This window comes from Psychrobacter sp. S4(2024) (assembly GCF_036861305.1).
In the GTDB taxonomy this organism is placed as follows: domain Bacteria; phylum Pseudomonadota; class Gammaproteobacteria; order Pseudomonadales; family Moraxellaceae; genus Psychrobacter; species Psychrobacter cryohalolentis.
In genome coordinates this window covers 478,971-493,575 of the sequence record NZ_JAZAQR010000001.1, presented here as the reverse complement: position 1 = coordinate 493,575, position 14,605 = coordinate 478,971, and the positions used below count along the sequence as shown (strand labels likewise).

13 protein-coding genes are annotated in these 14,605 nt (G+C 42.8%); 4 read left to right on the top strand and 9 right to left on the bottom strand.

Going from position 1 to position 14,605, the window contains the following annotated elements; all coding sequences use genetic code 11:
• Positions 1-125 precede the first annotated feature (125 nt).
• From VLA57_RS02095 to VLA57_RS02085, 3 genes are all read left to right on the top strand, one after another.
• On the top strand, positions 126-794 hold the full coding sequence (locus tag VLA57_RS02095; RefSeq protein WP_011514047.1) for a glutathione S-transferase: 669 nt from the start codon (positions 126-128) through the stop codon (positions 792-794).
• A gap of 87 nt (positions 795-881) precedes the next feature.
• Positions 882-1,142: a hypothetical protein gene (locus tag VLA57_RS02090; protein WP_011514046.1), complete on the top strand. Its 261-nt coding sequence runs from the start codon at positions 882-884 to the stop codon at positions 1,140-1,142.
• A gap of 32 nt (positions 1,143-1,174) precedes the next feature.
• A complete protein-coding gene (locus tag VLA57_RS02085) occupies positions 1,175-2,296 on the top strand; it encodes a ribonuclease Z (RefSeq protein ID WP_011514045.1) in 1,122 nt (373 codons plus the stop codon).
• Positions 2,297-2,305: 9 nt separating this feature from the next.
• Here VLA57_RS02085 and VLA57_RS02080 read toward each other — a convergent pair whose 3' ends face one another.
• Positions 2,306-3,280, bottom strand: a complete 975-nt coding sequence (locus tag VLA57_RS02080) for an ATP-binding protein (RefSeq protein ID WP_011514044.1) — start codon at positions 3,278-3,280, stop codon at positions 2,306-2,308.
• Between the two features lie 69 nt (positions 3,281-3,349).
• Between VLA57_RS02080 and VLA57_RS02075 the strand changes: the two genes are divergently transcribed.
• Entirely contained in the window at positions 3,350-4,372 is a 1,023-nt protein-coding gene (locus tag VLA57_RS02075) for a serine/threonine-protein kinase (RefSeq protein WP_333954218.1), read from the top strand.
• 536 nt (positions 4,373-4,908) lie between these two features.
• Here VLA57_RS02075 and VLA57_RS02070 read toward each other — a convergent pair.
• From VLA57_RS02070 to VLA57_RS02035, 8 genes are all read right to left on the bottom strand, one after another.
• Entirely contained in the window at positions 4,909-6,939 is a 2,031-nt protein-coding gene (locus tag VLA57_RS02070; protein WP_333954217.1) for an acyltransferase family protein, read from the bottom strand.
• Positions 6,940-7,071: 132 nt separating this feature from the next.
• Positions 7,072-7,566 (bottom strand): glycoside hydrolase family 108 protein, encoded by a 495-nt coding sequence (locus VLA57_RS02065; protein WP_333954216.1) that lies wholly within the window; start codon positions 7,564-7,566, stop codon positions 7,072-7,074.
• Positions 7,567-7,619: 53 nt separating this feature from the next.
• Positions 7,620-8,012: a hypothetical protein gene (locus VLA57_RS02060; protein WP_333954215.1), complete on the bottom strand. Its 393-nt coding sequence runs from the start codon at positions 8,010-8,012 to the stop codon at positions 7,620-7,622.
• A 67-nt stretch (positions 8,013-8,079) separates the two neighbouring features.
• Positions 8,080-10,479, bottom strand: coding sequence for a polysaccharide deacetylase family protein (locus VLA57_RS02055; protein WP_333954214.1), 2,400 nt, complete (start codon positions 10,477-10,479; stop codon positions 8,080-8,082).
• A gap of 63 nt (positions 10,480-10,542) precedes the next feature.
• Positions 10,543-13,275, bottom strand: a complete 2,733-nt coding sequence (locus tag VLA57_RS02050) for a host specificity factor TipJ family phage tail protein (protein WP_333954213.1) — start codon at positions 13,273-13,275, stop codon at positions 10,543-10,545.
• A complete protein-coding gene (locus VLA57_RS02045) occupies positions 13,265-13,615 on the bottom strand; it encodes a hypothetical protein (RefSeq protein ID WP_333954212.1) in 351 nt (116 codons plus the stop codon). Before VLA57_RS02045 ends, VLA57_RS02050 begins: the two co-directional genes overlap by 11 nt.
• 3 nt (positions 13,616-13,618) lie before the next feature.
• On the bottom strand, positions 13,619-14,122 hold the full coding sequence (locus tag VLA57_RS02040) for a DUF1833 family protein (protein ID WP_333954211.1): 504 nt from the start codon (positions 14,120-14,122) through the stop codon (positions 13,619-13,621).
• Positions 14,122-14,604, bottom strand: coding sequence for a hypothetical protein (locus VLA57_RS02035; RefSeq protein ID WP_333954210.1), 483 nt, complete (start codon positions 14,602-14,604; stop codon positions 14,122-14,124). Before VLA57_RS02035 ends, VLA57_RS02040 begins: the two co-directional genes overlap by 1 nt.
• Position 14,605: the final 1 nt, after the last annotated feature.

Below are 14,605 nucleotides of genomic sequence, written 5' to 3'. Positions count from 1 at the left end.
AAGCATTATTATTGACTTAAATCGGGTTGTTTGATTTATTAAACTCCTTTATTTAAACAGAATATTGAAGAGTTGACTTATAAAATCTGCTATTGAATACTAAAAACTTATTATAAGGATGGTTTATGCTACACCTTCATCACTTGGCAAACTCACGCTCATTTCGTATCTTATGGCTATTAGAAGAGCTGAATGCCGACTACCAACTGACTTGCTACCAGCGTAACAAAGCGTACCGTGCCCCTGACAGCTTAAAGCAAATACACCCGCTCGGTCATGCACCGATGCTAGAGGTCGATGGTCGTGTGCTGATTGAGTCAGGCTTTATCATCGAGTATCTATTAAAGCACTATGATAAAGAAAGGCAGTTTAAGCCTGCTGATGACAATGAAGCGGCGTGGGAGGCCTATACGTTTTGGCTACACTTTGCCGAAGCATCAGTGATGCCGCCGTTGGTCATGCGTTTGGTATTTACTAAAGTGGTTGAGCAGTCGCCGATGCTGATCAAAACTGTGAGTAAAAGCATCAAAAAGCAAGTCGAAAAAAGCATGATAAGCAAAAGCTTGACTGCCATACTCGATATGATGGAGCAGCATTTACAAGACAACCATTGGTTTGCCGGAGCAGAATTTAGCGCCGCTGATATTCAGATGCATCTGGCTGTGGTCGGTGCCAATGCAGGCGCAGGTTTAGACAGTAGTAAATATACCAATGTCTTAACTTGGCTTAAGCGTTGTGAAGAACGTGATGCCTTTAAGCGTGCAGAAGAAAAGGGCGGTCGTCTACAGTTTTAAGTGCGACGCTTATTATTAATTATTGATTTAATATAACAATAAAGGGCTTTGTTTATTTATAGACAAACCCTTTTTTTAGGATGAAAAATGACAGATTTGAATAAGTCGAATAATACTGACCATACCAACAGTGCTAATGAACAACCACTTAATGAGTTTGTTAATAATGTGAACAGTCAGCAAGTTTCCATTAAAGCATGGTCACAAAAACTGTTGGTAGTGATTCTATGCATTGCCAGCTTCTATGGTGGCTGGAAGTCGTATGAATCCAATATGGTCAATGAATGTACGGCAAATGGCGGACAGATGATTGAAGGCAAAAAAACTATGATATGTCAGTTGCCATAACAGCTCGTAATGATAATCAGCAGAGATAAGCGATGCTAAAACTCACTTTTTTGGGTACCTCAGCAGGTGTGCCAACCAAGCAACGTAATGTAACGGCGCTTGCCATCGAGTGCATCAACCCTTATAGCTCAGGGACAAATCAACAGCAAAACAAGAAATCACGGCCGTGGTTATTGATTGATTGCGGTGAAGGTACGCAGCATCAGCTCTTACATACCAAGTTATCTTTACATCAGTTACAAGCGATTTGCATTACTCATGTGCATGGCGACCATTGCTATGGTTTGCCGGGGTTGTTAGCGAGTGCGGCAATGTCAGGACGTACTGCGCCGCTGATACTGCTTGCGCCAAAAGCGATTGCCACACTGCTTGATGCTCTTATTTTGACTACCAAATTGCACTTTCCATTTGCTATTAACTTTATGGCGATAGAAGATTTGCTATCTGAGCAAGATAGTAAAAATAAAGCTCAGGTAACTATCAGCTTAGACAATCAACATCAGCTTGAAATTGATATCACGCCGTTATCGCATCGCGTTCCCTCTTATGGCTTTGGTATCAGCCAGACGATCAGTCATCGCCATCTTGATAAGGACAAGCTGATAGCAGATAATATTCCAGCCAACGCGCTGTGGGGCAGACTGCAACAGGGCGAAGATGTTATGACCGAAGACGGTCGCAAGCTTCGTTCAACAGGTTATGTCGATAATGAGAGTCAGCGTACAAGGGTAGTGGTGGCTGGAGATAACGATACGCCAGAGTGTCTTAACAATGCTATAGCTGATGCGGATTTACTCGTTCATGAAGCTACATATACTCATGAGTTATTGAATAAGATTCAGGCAAAAAATCCAGATTTTGATCCAATGCATAGTAGCGCGCAGTTATTGGGTCGATTTGCCCAAGACAATGGGCTTAAAAACCTAGTTCTCACCCATTTTAGCGCCCGTTATCAGAGCTTTGACAATCCAAATAGCAGCACGCCAAATATGGCGCATATTCGATTGGATACCGAAAGTGTTTACCAAGGTAATCTATGGCTGGCAGCAGATTTTGACCAATATCTGGTGAATGGAACAGCGGAAGAAGTGGGTGATGATATAGGCAGTCGCGTACAGTATTTAGGCTCTGCACGCGACCATAAAAATACATGATATGAGTTTTTAAGACTGACTGTCTTCAGCTGCCAATTGGGTCTGTCCTATCCAATAACGACTGAACTGATACGCCACTCGACCAGAGCGTCCACCGCGTTCTGATGCCCAGCGTAATGCGGCTGATCTGATATGGGTGGGTAACTCATCAATGCTATCTGCACCTTTATTTGCTGCATCACCGTGCATGTCATCATGACTACTTCCAGCATCGACTTTTTGTTGAATAGATAAATAATGTCGCACGATATGTAAATAAGTATTTTGATCCATTGGATGAAAGGACAGCCATAAACCAAAACGGTCAGATAAAGACACCGTCTCATCAATGGTCTCATAAGGATTAACCTCATCGGTTTGACCATTATAAATATTAACATTGTCTTTCATGAGCTGCGGTAGTAGATGGCGGCGGTTACTGGTTGCATAAACCAATAATTTGTCTTGCTCTGAATCTAGAGAACCATCAAGCACACTTTTTAAGGTGCGGTAGCTTTCATCTTGACCATTAAATGCCAAGTCATCACAGTACACCACATAGCGACATTTGCAGTCAGCTGGTAAGGCTTTAATCGCTGCCCGTATTTTATCAAGCATCCGTAAGTCGTCTCGGGCAATTTCAATAATGCGCAGACCTTCATTATGATAGGCTTGTAGCAATGCTCTAATCAGCGATGATTTACCAGCGCCGCGTGTCCCTGTCATCAAAACGTGATTGGCAGGATAGCCCTTCAGGAATTGACGCGTGTTCTGTACCAGTTTTGATTTTTGCGTGTCGATACCATGTAGGTCGTCTAAATTTAAAAACAAATTAACCGCCAGCGGCTCTAAATGTCCAGTCTGCCCACCGATCCAGCGATAAGCCAACTGCGCAGGATCAATCTCAATGGTTGGCGTGATCTGCTCTTGCAGATACTGTCCGAGTAAATCTAATAAATGGTCTGGCAGAGCATAATTCATAACGGGCTTAGTAGATTGAGGCATAATACTCAGTCGCTTATAAAAATTAAAATGACGTTTGGCTTACTAGATATATAAAGGCATCACTTTACCATGAAAAATAGTGCCAGTATTCCTTGTGTATTACAAACAGGTGCAAAACAAGCGTTACGAGTGCAAGCGCAGCAAATCCTGCCAGTATTGACCGTATTATTCTCAGACTTACATTATAGCGAGATCTCGCATCAACGACTCAGTCAGCAAAATCATGGTAGTGACCTTGATTATCAGGGCTTGACGCACGCCCAACATTCGCAGTTTGGGAATGTGATGATTAAATGGCAGTTATATGCTAATGCTCATCAAGACCTGTCTGATTTAATCTATGAAGCTGACGTCCTAACATCTATAAACAACTTATCAAATAATCAAAGCAATCTTCAAAATAGCCTTTCTGCTATCGTACCACCACTATTGTTTTATGAAAATATTACTTCGAAAATATTAGCGCAGTTGCAGCAGATGACTATCCTGGTCATGCCTTATTATCCAAATGGCAGCTTGGCAAATCAGCTGAGCGCTCAAAAGCATTTCTTATTAACACAGGCACAAAAAAATCAATTTATCCTACAATCTGCTAATCTTATTTACCATTTACATAATATCGGCTGGTTACATAATGATATTAAGCCCAGTAATATCTTGCTAGGAGGCTTTTTGCCAAATAATGCGGATAATAGCCGTATCACCTTTGATTTATTATTAACGGATTTTGCTTTAGCGCGCACGCTTTATCAGCCAAGTGTAGCAAATATTGCTGGCACGCCTGCCTATCTTGCTCCTGAGCGTTGGCAAGGGTATGGCTCAACGGTTCAAAGCGATATATACGCTTTTGGGATTATGTTGTATGAGATATTAGTCGGCGAGCGACCATTTGCCGTTGATGCTCGAAGTAGTGATCCAATGATTGATTGGGCGACACAACATTGCCAACAGTCTGTTCCGACCTTGCCATTAGAATATAGTCGCTATCAGGACGTTGTTGATAAGGCATTGGCGAAGCAGATAGAGAAAAGGTATCAGAGTATGGGTGAGGTGCTTTTAGATTTAGAAAGTATGGAGTGGCAAGGTAACTGAGCTCAATAACTAAGGTTGAAAATATAAATCTAGTAAATTCCCGACACAAAAAAACCTGCTAAAAGCAGGCTTTAATATTTGGTCTAAGATGTACTATCCGAAAATGGTGGGGCTGGAGAGACTCGAACTCTTTTTGATAGCAGTTAATATAAATCAGTTAAAAATAAACATAATTAAATCATATGTTTATCAAAAACAGTTTTGGTTGATTTAAACTGATTTACTGCAAACTGCGCCAAAAACTGCGTCAAATTTTACGCTTTGTATCCAAGGTAATATGGTACGCTGCGATGGCGGGAGTTGAACCCGATTACATCAAACACTATCACACGCTATCAAATTCACTCTTAACAATATCAATGACTTACGATTATGCAATGTGATTAGATGTGATAGCGTATGACGATAGGATGTCAAGAATCATGTCACAGCTTAATTGCGTAATGCTGCACATCATTAAGTTACCTATAGCACGTCTGGTCTAAGTACTGCAACATAAAAATAATACTCACAGTGTTTTGTAAGTCTTGGAGTATTTAATCTTCCAGCAGCTTCGAGAACCCACCTACTTGATTATTAATTGCTTTTTCTAAAGCAGGTGCCATATATAGGATATAACTCTCAGTGAAATGGTTTTTATCCCTCATTGTTGGGTATCCGTTAAATGCAGCTGGGCATAATCCATCGTTACAAATTACATTTGTAAAGTCAACTGGGTAAAAGCTCTTTAATCCCTCTTTGTTTTTAATATCAATAACTGGGTTCTGACTTTTGAGAGATAGAGACGCATTGGCTGCACACTTAGAGACATCATTACTATTTCTCCATAGACACGCATCAGGATCGTTGAACATTGGATTTATACGAATCCCTATGACTGGTATATCAAGAGATAACACCTCTTTAATATTTTCAATATATCCAGAAGGCGTGTATTCGCCATCACCCTCTGATCTAGAGCTATTAACAACAATAACTTTTGGTTTTGGCTCTAGATCTGATATAAAGCTAATAATTTTTTTATTCCAATTTTGACATTTTATATTATTTTCTAATGAAGGGTGATAGCCAAACGAGCAGCCATCTATCGTAGCCGTTATAACCTTAAAGTTATCTTTCCTACCCATGTAAGAAAAAAGAGTTTCCCAGTGGGCCATACGGCTACCACCAACTAATAAGATAGAGGTTTCGCTGTTTTTATCACCAAACTCGCAAGTGGAAATATTTCCTTGTATTAACCCTTCACTACACCCATTTAAAGAGGCAGGTGTAATATCCATCCTAACAGGAATTATTCTTTTTAAGCCGATCCCTGATGGGGTTCTCTGTATATAAGCACTATCACCCTCATAGTGTTTCCCAGCTACATAATCAGTTGCTTCAGCAATATTATACACCCTAATTAGTTCTGAACGAGCATAGTAGCTAGAGGCAAACACAGGTATAAAAAATACGAGCCCAATAAAATATGGAGCGATTATATTTTCATTCTTTATTTTTGCAAAAGGGTTTTCAATTAAGTTTTTTGAGATAACAGACAAAGTAAAAGCTAAAGCAATAACAAGAAGGCCTTCAATTAAAGTCATCTCACCTGGCATAACACCTGAGTAGTATTGAAAGTATATAAGAATAGGCCAGTGCCAAAGATATAGAGAGAAAGATATCCCTCCGATATATACCAATGCCTTAGATGAGAGCATCTGATATACATAACCTGCTTTATCGGAAATCCCAGCTATAATCATAATTCCAGCAGCAGCTACTGGAAGAGCAGCTATATAACCAGGATAAGTAGCACTATCAGGAACAAATACTCCAACGGCTAAAATCAGTAAGAATCCGACCCACATTAAAACTCGAGAAACTGTTGATGAGAGAGAAATAAAAGGTGATGCTATAAATATAGCAACGCCCACAAAAAACTCCCAAGCTCTGGTCCCTGTATGGAAGTATGCTGCTGCTGGATTGACATCCGTATAATATATAGAAAACCCAAAAGACGACACTATGACTAAGGCAACAATAAACAAGACTACTTTATAAGACCCCGCTAGTTTTGATAGCGAGATGCTAAGAAATAAGATTAAGGGTAAAAAAATATAGAACTGCATTTGAAGAGATAGCGCCCAGAATTGCTGTAAAGGGCTTGGAGGATTGCTACTAGCAAGATAATCAGTTCCCACACGAATAAGATGCCAGTTCTCGATATGTAAAGCACTTGTCAAAACTTCATTGATACTACCTCGCCAAAGACTGGGAGGCATTAAAAAAAATCCTGCTACAAAAGTCGTAGCAATCACTGTGTAGGCTAAGGGAGCTATTCTCCTAATAATCCTTCCCCAGAATTCAAAAGGCTTTACTTTGCCGCTTCTTAAATATGATCTCGCAAGCATACCTGCCATAAAGTATCCGGAAACAACAAAAAAAACGTCAACCCCTCCTGAGACCTTACTGAACCAGATATGATAGATCATAATAAGAATTGCGCCTATTGCACGAACCCCCTGTATATCATATCTATATGATACTTTACTGTACTCGCTTAAATCGACACCCAATTCTTTCATAAAAGCCTAGATTTTATCAGTCAAATTATTTGGGGTATTATAGATAGTTATAACTTACTTTCCAATCTTTCAATTATGTTATAACTATCTCATGCTACGAAATTAGGATAATAATTAGCTACATATTGGATTCTAGTTATCACTAGCCGCCCAACGCAAGTTGCCTGCAATACGACGAGTCCAACCACGGCCAAAAGTCGCCCATGTGCCAAGTTTGGTGTAAAACTCTAACCGCTCAGCATTGAATTTAAATACAATGTCGTTTTGGTCCATTGCTTTAACCGCGGCTAATGTTTTGGGCCCAATAATGCCGTCGTCATTTACGCCAATAGCTCGCTGCAGAAACTTAACCGCGTTACGGTTTCCGTGGTTATAGGCAGCATCAACCACTTGCCAAGCGACCGCACGCGGCAACTCGTCCCCATGGATTGCCTGCCAATAGCTTTTATCAGCAATTTTTTGCGCTGTGGCTTTTGGTAATTGATGCATAGGGCCAGCATAACCGTGGGCAACTGCTACTCTTTTAGTCACGCCCCACATTGTTTCACCGCCGGGGTCTTTAGGGTGATTGACGTAACCACCTTCATGTTTCATTAAGCGGTCAAAGAAATTATCAAAGTAACTCATTTATTTAGCTCCAAAAAAAGCCCCTAAAAAGGGGCTGTATTTAATACTGATTGTTATTTGCCAAATATCGCAAACGCTGCATCTTTAATTTCTTTGATGACCTCAGCGAGCGTCTTGCCCTGCCACAATGCTATAGCTTGATAAACAATGCCGATTGCAAGCATTCCGAATACTGCCCACATGAGCATGACAAACCCATGGGTCATAACGCTATAGTTTTGCAGCTCGTAATACTCAATAGACGCCTCACCCCCATACAAGCTTATCGTGACAGCAATCGTAAACTTAACGATGACCGAAATATTAACTTGTATTTTACCATCCCTACCGATGTCGCCTGAGAGCATCAGGCCAAGAATAGCGCCGATGACTGCGGCAAAAACTTTCGGCAGGAATACCAATAGCTTTAATAAGATGATGTCCCAAAAGGGTGTGTTATTTGGCATACGCCGTCCTCAAATTTTAGATAAAATAAAACCCCACGTTAGTGAGGCTTGTTTGCAAGCTGCAATATTAGTCAACTGGTCTAATTCTGCGAACAACATCAGTGACCGTCACAACATCAATCTTATCTCTATTAGCATTTAACCATTCGCAAAAACCAGTAAATGCAGCGATTGTCGTTGATGATGTGCCCTGTAGCGCAGGTAGTACATCGTGCATCATCACAATTGACCAACGTTGTTTATCAATAGCGTTTTGTGCGATTGCTATGAGTGCATTAGCATCATCAATATTGTCGCCAACATCGCAACCTAGTGACTGCCACAAACTACCAAGCTGCCAAGTACCGGTAGGCTGCCTTGGCATGTGACTGTTAAGATGACCTCCTGAAACCTGTGCATCAAAAAATTCGCGCTGTGCTGCTGCTTGAGATGCACCAATAACGGAAAATGGTGAGACAATAAAAGAGCTTGCAATGTCTCCTACGTTTAGCTCGTCACGTAGATAATCTCGTGATGCTTTGTAGTCTGCCCTTGCGTAATCATAAGATTTAGTTGCTAAATTGTCATGCACATGAGTATGACTGACTAAATCCCAACCCTTTGTCTGCACTTCCAACAACTCAGCTTTAGACATACCACCACCGCCGTAAACGTAGTTAGGCGAATTACCTAGATTTGGCACCCCCGTGATCACTGCTATTAAGCCAGTTAAGCCGTTTGCCTCCATAATTGGATAAGCATTGTCATAGACGCTTTGTCTCTGGTCATCAAATCTCAGAGTTATCATGGGCTTAAACGTAGCGGTATCAACACTGCCAAGGTATATCTCAGACAGCGAATCTGTACTGTTAGCTATGCTTATACCTATTTTTTTGACATTTGCTAAAGACGGACTGCCAGATTTGGCAGTAAAATCACTCACTTTAATCTCAGCTCTAACGTGGTCTATCTCGTAAAATTTACGTGCAAACTCGCCTGTGCTGTTTGCATAATTCAGCGTGTTGTAAAATAAGACATTACCTGCTGCGTCCAACAAGTTGACTGTTACCACCGTTTTACTCGTGCTGCTAATATGATAGTCAAAAATAACGTAATCATTTAGCGTGCGTACTGTAGTCAAGTCTGCGAAAACAACATTGCCAAAAGTTGATGCGCCAGCGCGTCTTAGGTGCAACCGCTTATCACCAAAAGCATAAGATATTCCTGCTGATAAACCCCACTTGTCACCTGAGCTTACATCAAAACTATCACTATTTACATTGTAGACAGCAGTGTGTTTCTTAGCGTAAGTCGGCAACGCTTTTTTAATCTCAAGCCAATCAGGGTATACATAAACACGTCTCGCGACATTAGCGGGTCTACCATCTTCTAAGCGCCAAAATGAGCCGTCAGCCGTCACCGTTTTTCTAAGACCATGGTCATACACTCTGCGACCTATCGGGTATGCTTTGTCAGCCTCGCCCTCTGGGTTTAGTGCGATAAGCTCTTTGAGTGAGTTAACAACAGTAACGCTAGACATCGGTTTTTTTAGCAACGCTATATCGTTTGTATTGACTGCAATTTTACTGTTTAGCTCACTGTCGTCTTTGTGGGTGTTTACGACAGACATTAAATCAGCAATACTAAATTTTGGCTCTACTGACTTAAAGTACGCATTGACAGCATCTGCATTTTTTACAGATAGCGCTACAAAAGCAGCAGCAGCAGGCGATGTTACACTCTCTGCAACTAGCCCAGTGTTAAAGCCTGATATGTATTTACCTGATTTGTCAAACCACGCGTTAGCAGCATTACCAGCGTTCGGAGATAACACTTTATAAACAGTATTTGGCTGCACAGGTAGCTTAGTTGTTGCTTTATATGCTGTGTTTGTTGTAGCTACGCCCGATGTTATGTTGATATAAGTATCCGCAAGGACGAACGCTGCGCTCTTGTACTCCTGGTTGAGTAGTACGCTACTAATGCCGCCCAAATTAACCCAAACTCCGCTTTGTTTCTGATAATAGCCGTTTTTAGCGGCGTCATTATCTTTAGCAACTAGCGCATAACTATCATTAGCTAAACTTGATGCTGTTAATAGCGCAAGTGTATTAAAAGCAGTCAGTTTATCTATTGTTTTTGTGTCAGTGTAGGTCTTAGATTGCGCCAGCGGGTCATAACCACTCTTAACCCAAACCCCTGCTGTCTTAACGTACAACCCATTATTCGCAGTTTCGTTATAGACTATTGCAAGGTCGCCATCAGCTAAGCTCGCTCCGTCTGTCTCCATTTTTGCAAGCGTTGCAAAAGGCGCAGCAGGCAAACCGCCATTTTGAAACATTATATTAATGGCTCTTTCAGCAGACGGGTATGTATTCCCAGTGCGCGTTGTCACTATTGTATTTTCATCGCCATTGGCAGCTTCGCCCAACGCCTTAACATCTAAGTGGCCATTAGCCAAATCTTGCATCGTGAGTATATCAGCCACGTTTATTGCTCCCATAAAAATGCCCCGCTAGATGCGAGGCTTTGAGTGATTGTTTGTTATTGGTTAGGTTATTAAGCCGTTTAGGTAGTCTTTGTCGTTTGGATAATACTTATCTGTATAGTTGATACACGACAAGCGATGAGACATTGGATTATCGCCAGGGTCTTTGGTCGTCACGATATAGTTATCGCGATCAAGGTCATCATGCAATACCAACTGATACGTGGCTCGCACCACTGCATCCCAAGATGTACTGATCGGTTGTGATGGCGCGCGGGTCAGTATCACTTCATTCGGATTGGCACTTGGAGTACAGCGGATATTATCAACGATACCGGCAACGGTTTGCACAAACACCGTTGCTTGCGCTTTACCGCCAAAATCAACACTGTCACTTAGCGTCAGAACGACTTGACCGTTGCCATTCACTTGCAAGGCTTCGACCGCACCTTGCTGAGTATCAGCGCGGTATTGGTCAGCCACATTGATTTGATTGGTTGGTAGCACAATGCCGGATTCATCAGCGGCGGTGAATGAGCAAGTCTTATAAGCATGTTGGTTTTTCCAGTGCCGGCGCATCATGTGCATGTGTGCTTGCACTTTATTACGCACGCCAACCAAGTCCTTATTTTTAGTATCAGGATTGGTCGCTGAGCCATCTTCTGGATAACACAGTGTTACTTTGGCATCATCGACGGGATCAGTGTAAGTGACTTCAATGCCATCATAATCATTACGCGGTCCAAACGACTCACTATACTCAAAGCTATCCGGTGTGATGCTATGACTATTAAAAGTGGCGACCGGATAAGCTTCAGGTCGCTCAAAATGTAGACAGACTTTATTATTGATGCGATAAGCGGTAAAGAATCCCGCCATAGCGACCGTTTGTATCATCTCTTCCGTGGTGATGTCTTTACTATCAAAGGTCCCACAGAACTGAGCGCACAAGTCAGTGCCAAAGTAGGCGATTTGCGCATCGACCTCTGCTTTGATTTGTACCATGTCCAAGTCGTCAGCGGTCAAGTTACTGGTTACTGGATCAGTGGCGATATCATAAATGATGTCATCGATACGTTTGGACGGGATAAGCGCATCATTGTTTTGCCAATCACGTTCAAGTCGCTGCGCAAGTACCGTAAGTTTGCGCTCTTTAAGTGACAACGCTCCTTCAGTTGCCAACGTTTTGCTATATACCTTGGTGAACCCTGGTGGACTGTAATCCGCACCCATCAACTTAGCGCCATAAAAGTCCGCAATGCGTATGTCTTGTACGACGCTAAAGCCTTTAGACACCCTGACTCTTCCATGCTTACGGCGTGCACGCCAACGTAGTCGCTTGCCTTCTGACATATGGGTATTTTCAATTTTAATGGTACTTGCGGCCGTTTGCGCCGCATCAGGGTTACTGACATGAGCGCCGGACCACCAGTGATTGCCATCACGCCATGTGCCTAGACCATTATTGTTGGCGTACTTGTCATATTTTGATCCGTATATGATATGAGTATCGAGCTGAAGTGTCCCCGGCACCGGATTGTTTGTGACATCAACAATCTCTGACTCAATTTCGACTTCAATACCAATGGGCTCAAACGTCTGACCATCAGTAATATAAAGACCGCCTGATGACATAAAATTGACCATCACAAACTCATGGTCTTTTTCACTGGTATAAAAATAGCCCTGCCATAAGCTAGATGATTGGGTAGAGATAGTCGCTTCTTGCTCTACCGTATAATCAGCATTATCTGACAGCTTTTGCCAATCTGGATTGATACTAGCGGGATTTGACAATGTAATTTGCGCTTCAGACAATGCGCTTATAGTATAAACGCCACTCAAACTATAGGTGGTAATTGGACCTACAATGGGCGGGTTCGCAGGTGGCTCGCCTTGATCCACAGGGTCAGTGATGCCGTTTGCAGATTCGGCGGGATTTGTTTGTACAACTGTGAGGGCGTCTCCTACCTTAAACTGATTTACAAAATTAAACCCTGGTTGCTCTATGATGCCGCCTGCTCTAAACACAGCTTTGTCTAGTGTCAGGTAGTTATCAGTTGGTGGTAGTAATTGCCCATTGACCGAGGTATAACGTTTGGTCGTAAGCCGCGATAATGCCGCCTCATCTGGGGTAAAGGCGCTACCAAACTGATAAGTGGGCGTATCATCAAGGGTGCTATCGGGGTTAAAAATCAGCACGCCGCTGCCAAACACTTGATTGATGGGCGTGGTGTCATCCAGTGCTTCAGTGACCAAGTACCAACCACGGCCGATGACCATGTAGGACATCTCAATGGCGCGGTTATTAATATAGACCGTATAAGTGACGGCAACCAAATCTGGTACCGACCACACTTGACCATAAATATCAGCAGTTCGACCGCCTTGGCGCTGACGGTTGGTGCGCTGAGCCAAGGCATTGTTTGGGCTTGGCGGGGCATTAGCAGAGCCGTTTGGTATCACCGGCATTGGCATGAGTAAGACGGCGGCGACGGTGATGAACGCCGATACCAATATCGGTATCCATGTTTCAGGTCCGGCAGGATAGGTGACGATATAAAATGAGCCGCCTTTATCATTTAAAGCGATGATATCTTCAGCCGTTTCAGGCGTCACATCGCACTCAGTGTCCCAAGTCTCATGATACCAATAGGTGTTTGGCGGCATGCCTTTTGGATAAATGCCAGTGACAAGCTCAAACAAATCTTCACCGCGCACGATTTTGCAGTCGGAGTTGTCGCAAGCATAAGCCATAGGATTGCGGACAACGATCAGTTCGATATTAGAGTGCATAATATTTTATCCGTCCGTGTTTCAGCGTTGCGATATGCGGTGGTACGCACTGCGGTCCCGATTCAGTCATGTGTATGATTTTGGCTTGGTGGTAAATACCCGCGTGTAGCTCCTTGCCATGCATTAAGGCTAAGCACGGGTCGATAGGGTTATCAAGCTGGGCAAACTCTTTAAGCTTTGCCGTATTCACCTTGCGCTTGGTACGCCCTGTCATGAGGTCGTTAACATAGACGCCCATGTCACGACCGGTGATGTCACGGTAAATATCAACGGCGAAATGCAAGCAGTTATAAAGGTCATCGTCATAACGTTTACTGTCGTATTTAGATAAATCAAGCATGGGCTAAAATCCTCGCAGTGACTTAAATAAATCGATGGTAAATAGGATGCCAGTGCTAGTTTTATTGAGCTCTTTAGCTTGGCAGGAGAATACCGCGCCGCGCTTTTGAGGTTGGTTATCGGTTATCTCTAAACCGCGCACACTGGTCATGGGCTCTGTTAAATCACTGGTTAAAAACACCCGATAATTTAAGGTTGGTCGTACCGTTGAATGGGTGCCACGTCTTAAGCGGTCAATCTCATACGGCATAATCTCACCGACATCACCGATGCCGATGGTGAATTTTTGCTGTAAGTCGTCAGCAGCTTTGGCGGCTTTGATGGTTAAAGGTAATGGCTGATAATCACGGTAAACGCCGTCTTCGTGCTTTACACGCACGCCATCTGCGTGATTGCGTACAAAACGATAGTCACGGCTGAATGATGGATGTTTGATTTCGATACATTCAAGGCGCACGTCATCATGGCGACCACGCAGCCAATACTCCATTTCTTTTATATTGGCCACTACAAACCTCCAAGAGCATCTGGCAGGTCTTCATTGACCAGTTTTGCCAGTAGATTGAAATATCGCTCGACCTGACCATCTGTCATCTTGTAGATTTCTAAAAAGGTAAGGTCGGCTTCAACGTCATATTTAATGGGCTTAGCAACCAGTGATAACTGCACGGTAAATATTTGGTCGCCCAATGTATTGACCGGCAGTGAGTCACCAACGATACGGCATTCGTACCATTGGTGGTCGATATCATCAAGTAGTAGGTATGCCAAAAATGGCAAACCCTCGTAAGCGCGCATAAACTTTAGAAAGTACTGCCACTGAGCACGAGTGCATTTATAAGTGACATTAGGGCGATGGACTTTACCCACGCTGTCTTTGCGCTCACGAGGTAAACCGACAATGGTTTCAGTGCTGGTCACGCTACGTGCGAGGCTAAAGTTATAGCCGTCGCGCTGCGGTTTTAGCATGAGCTTGGGTATTTCAGTCATA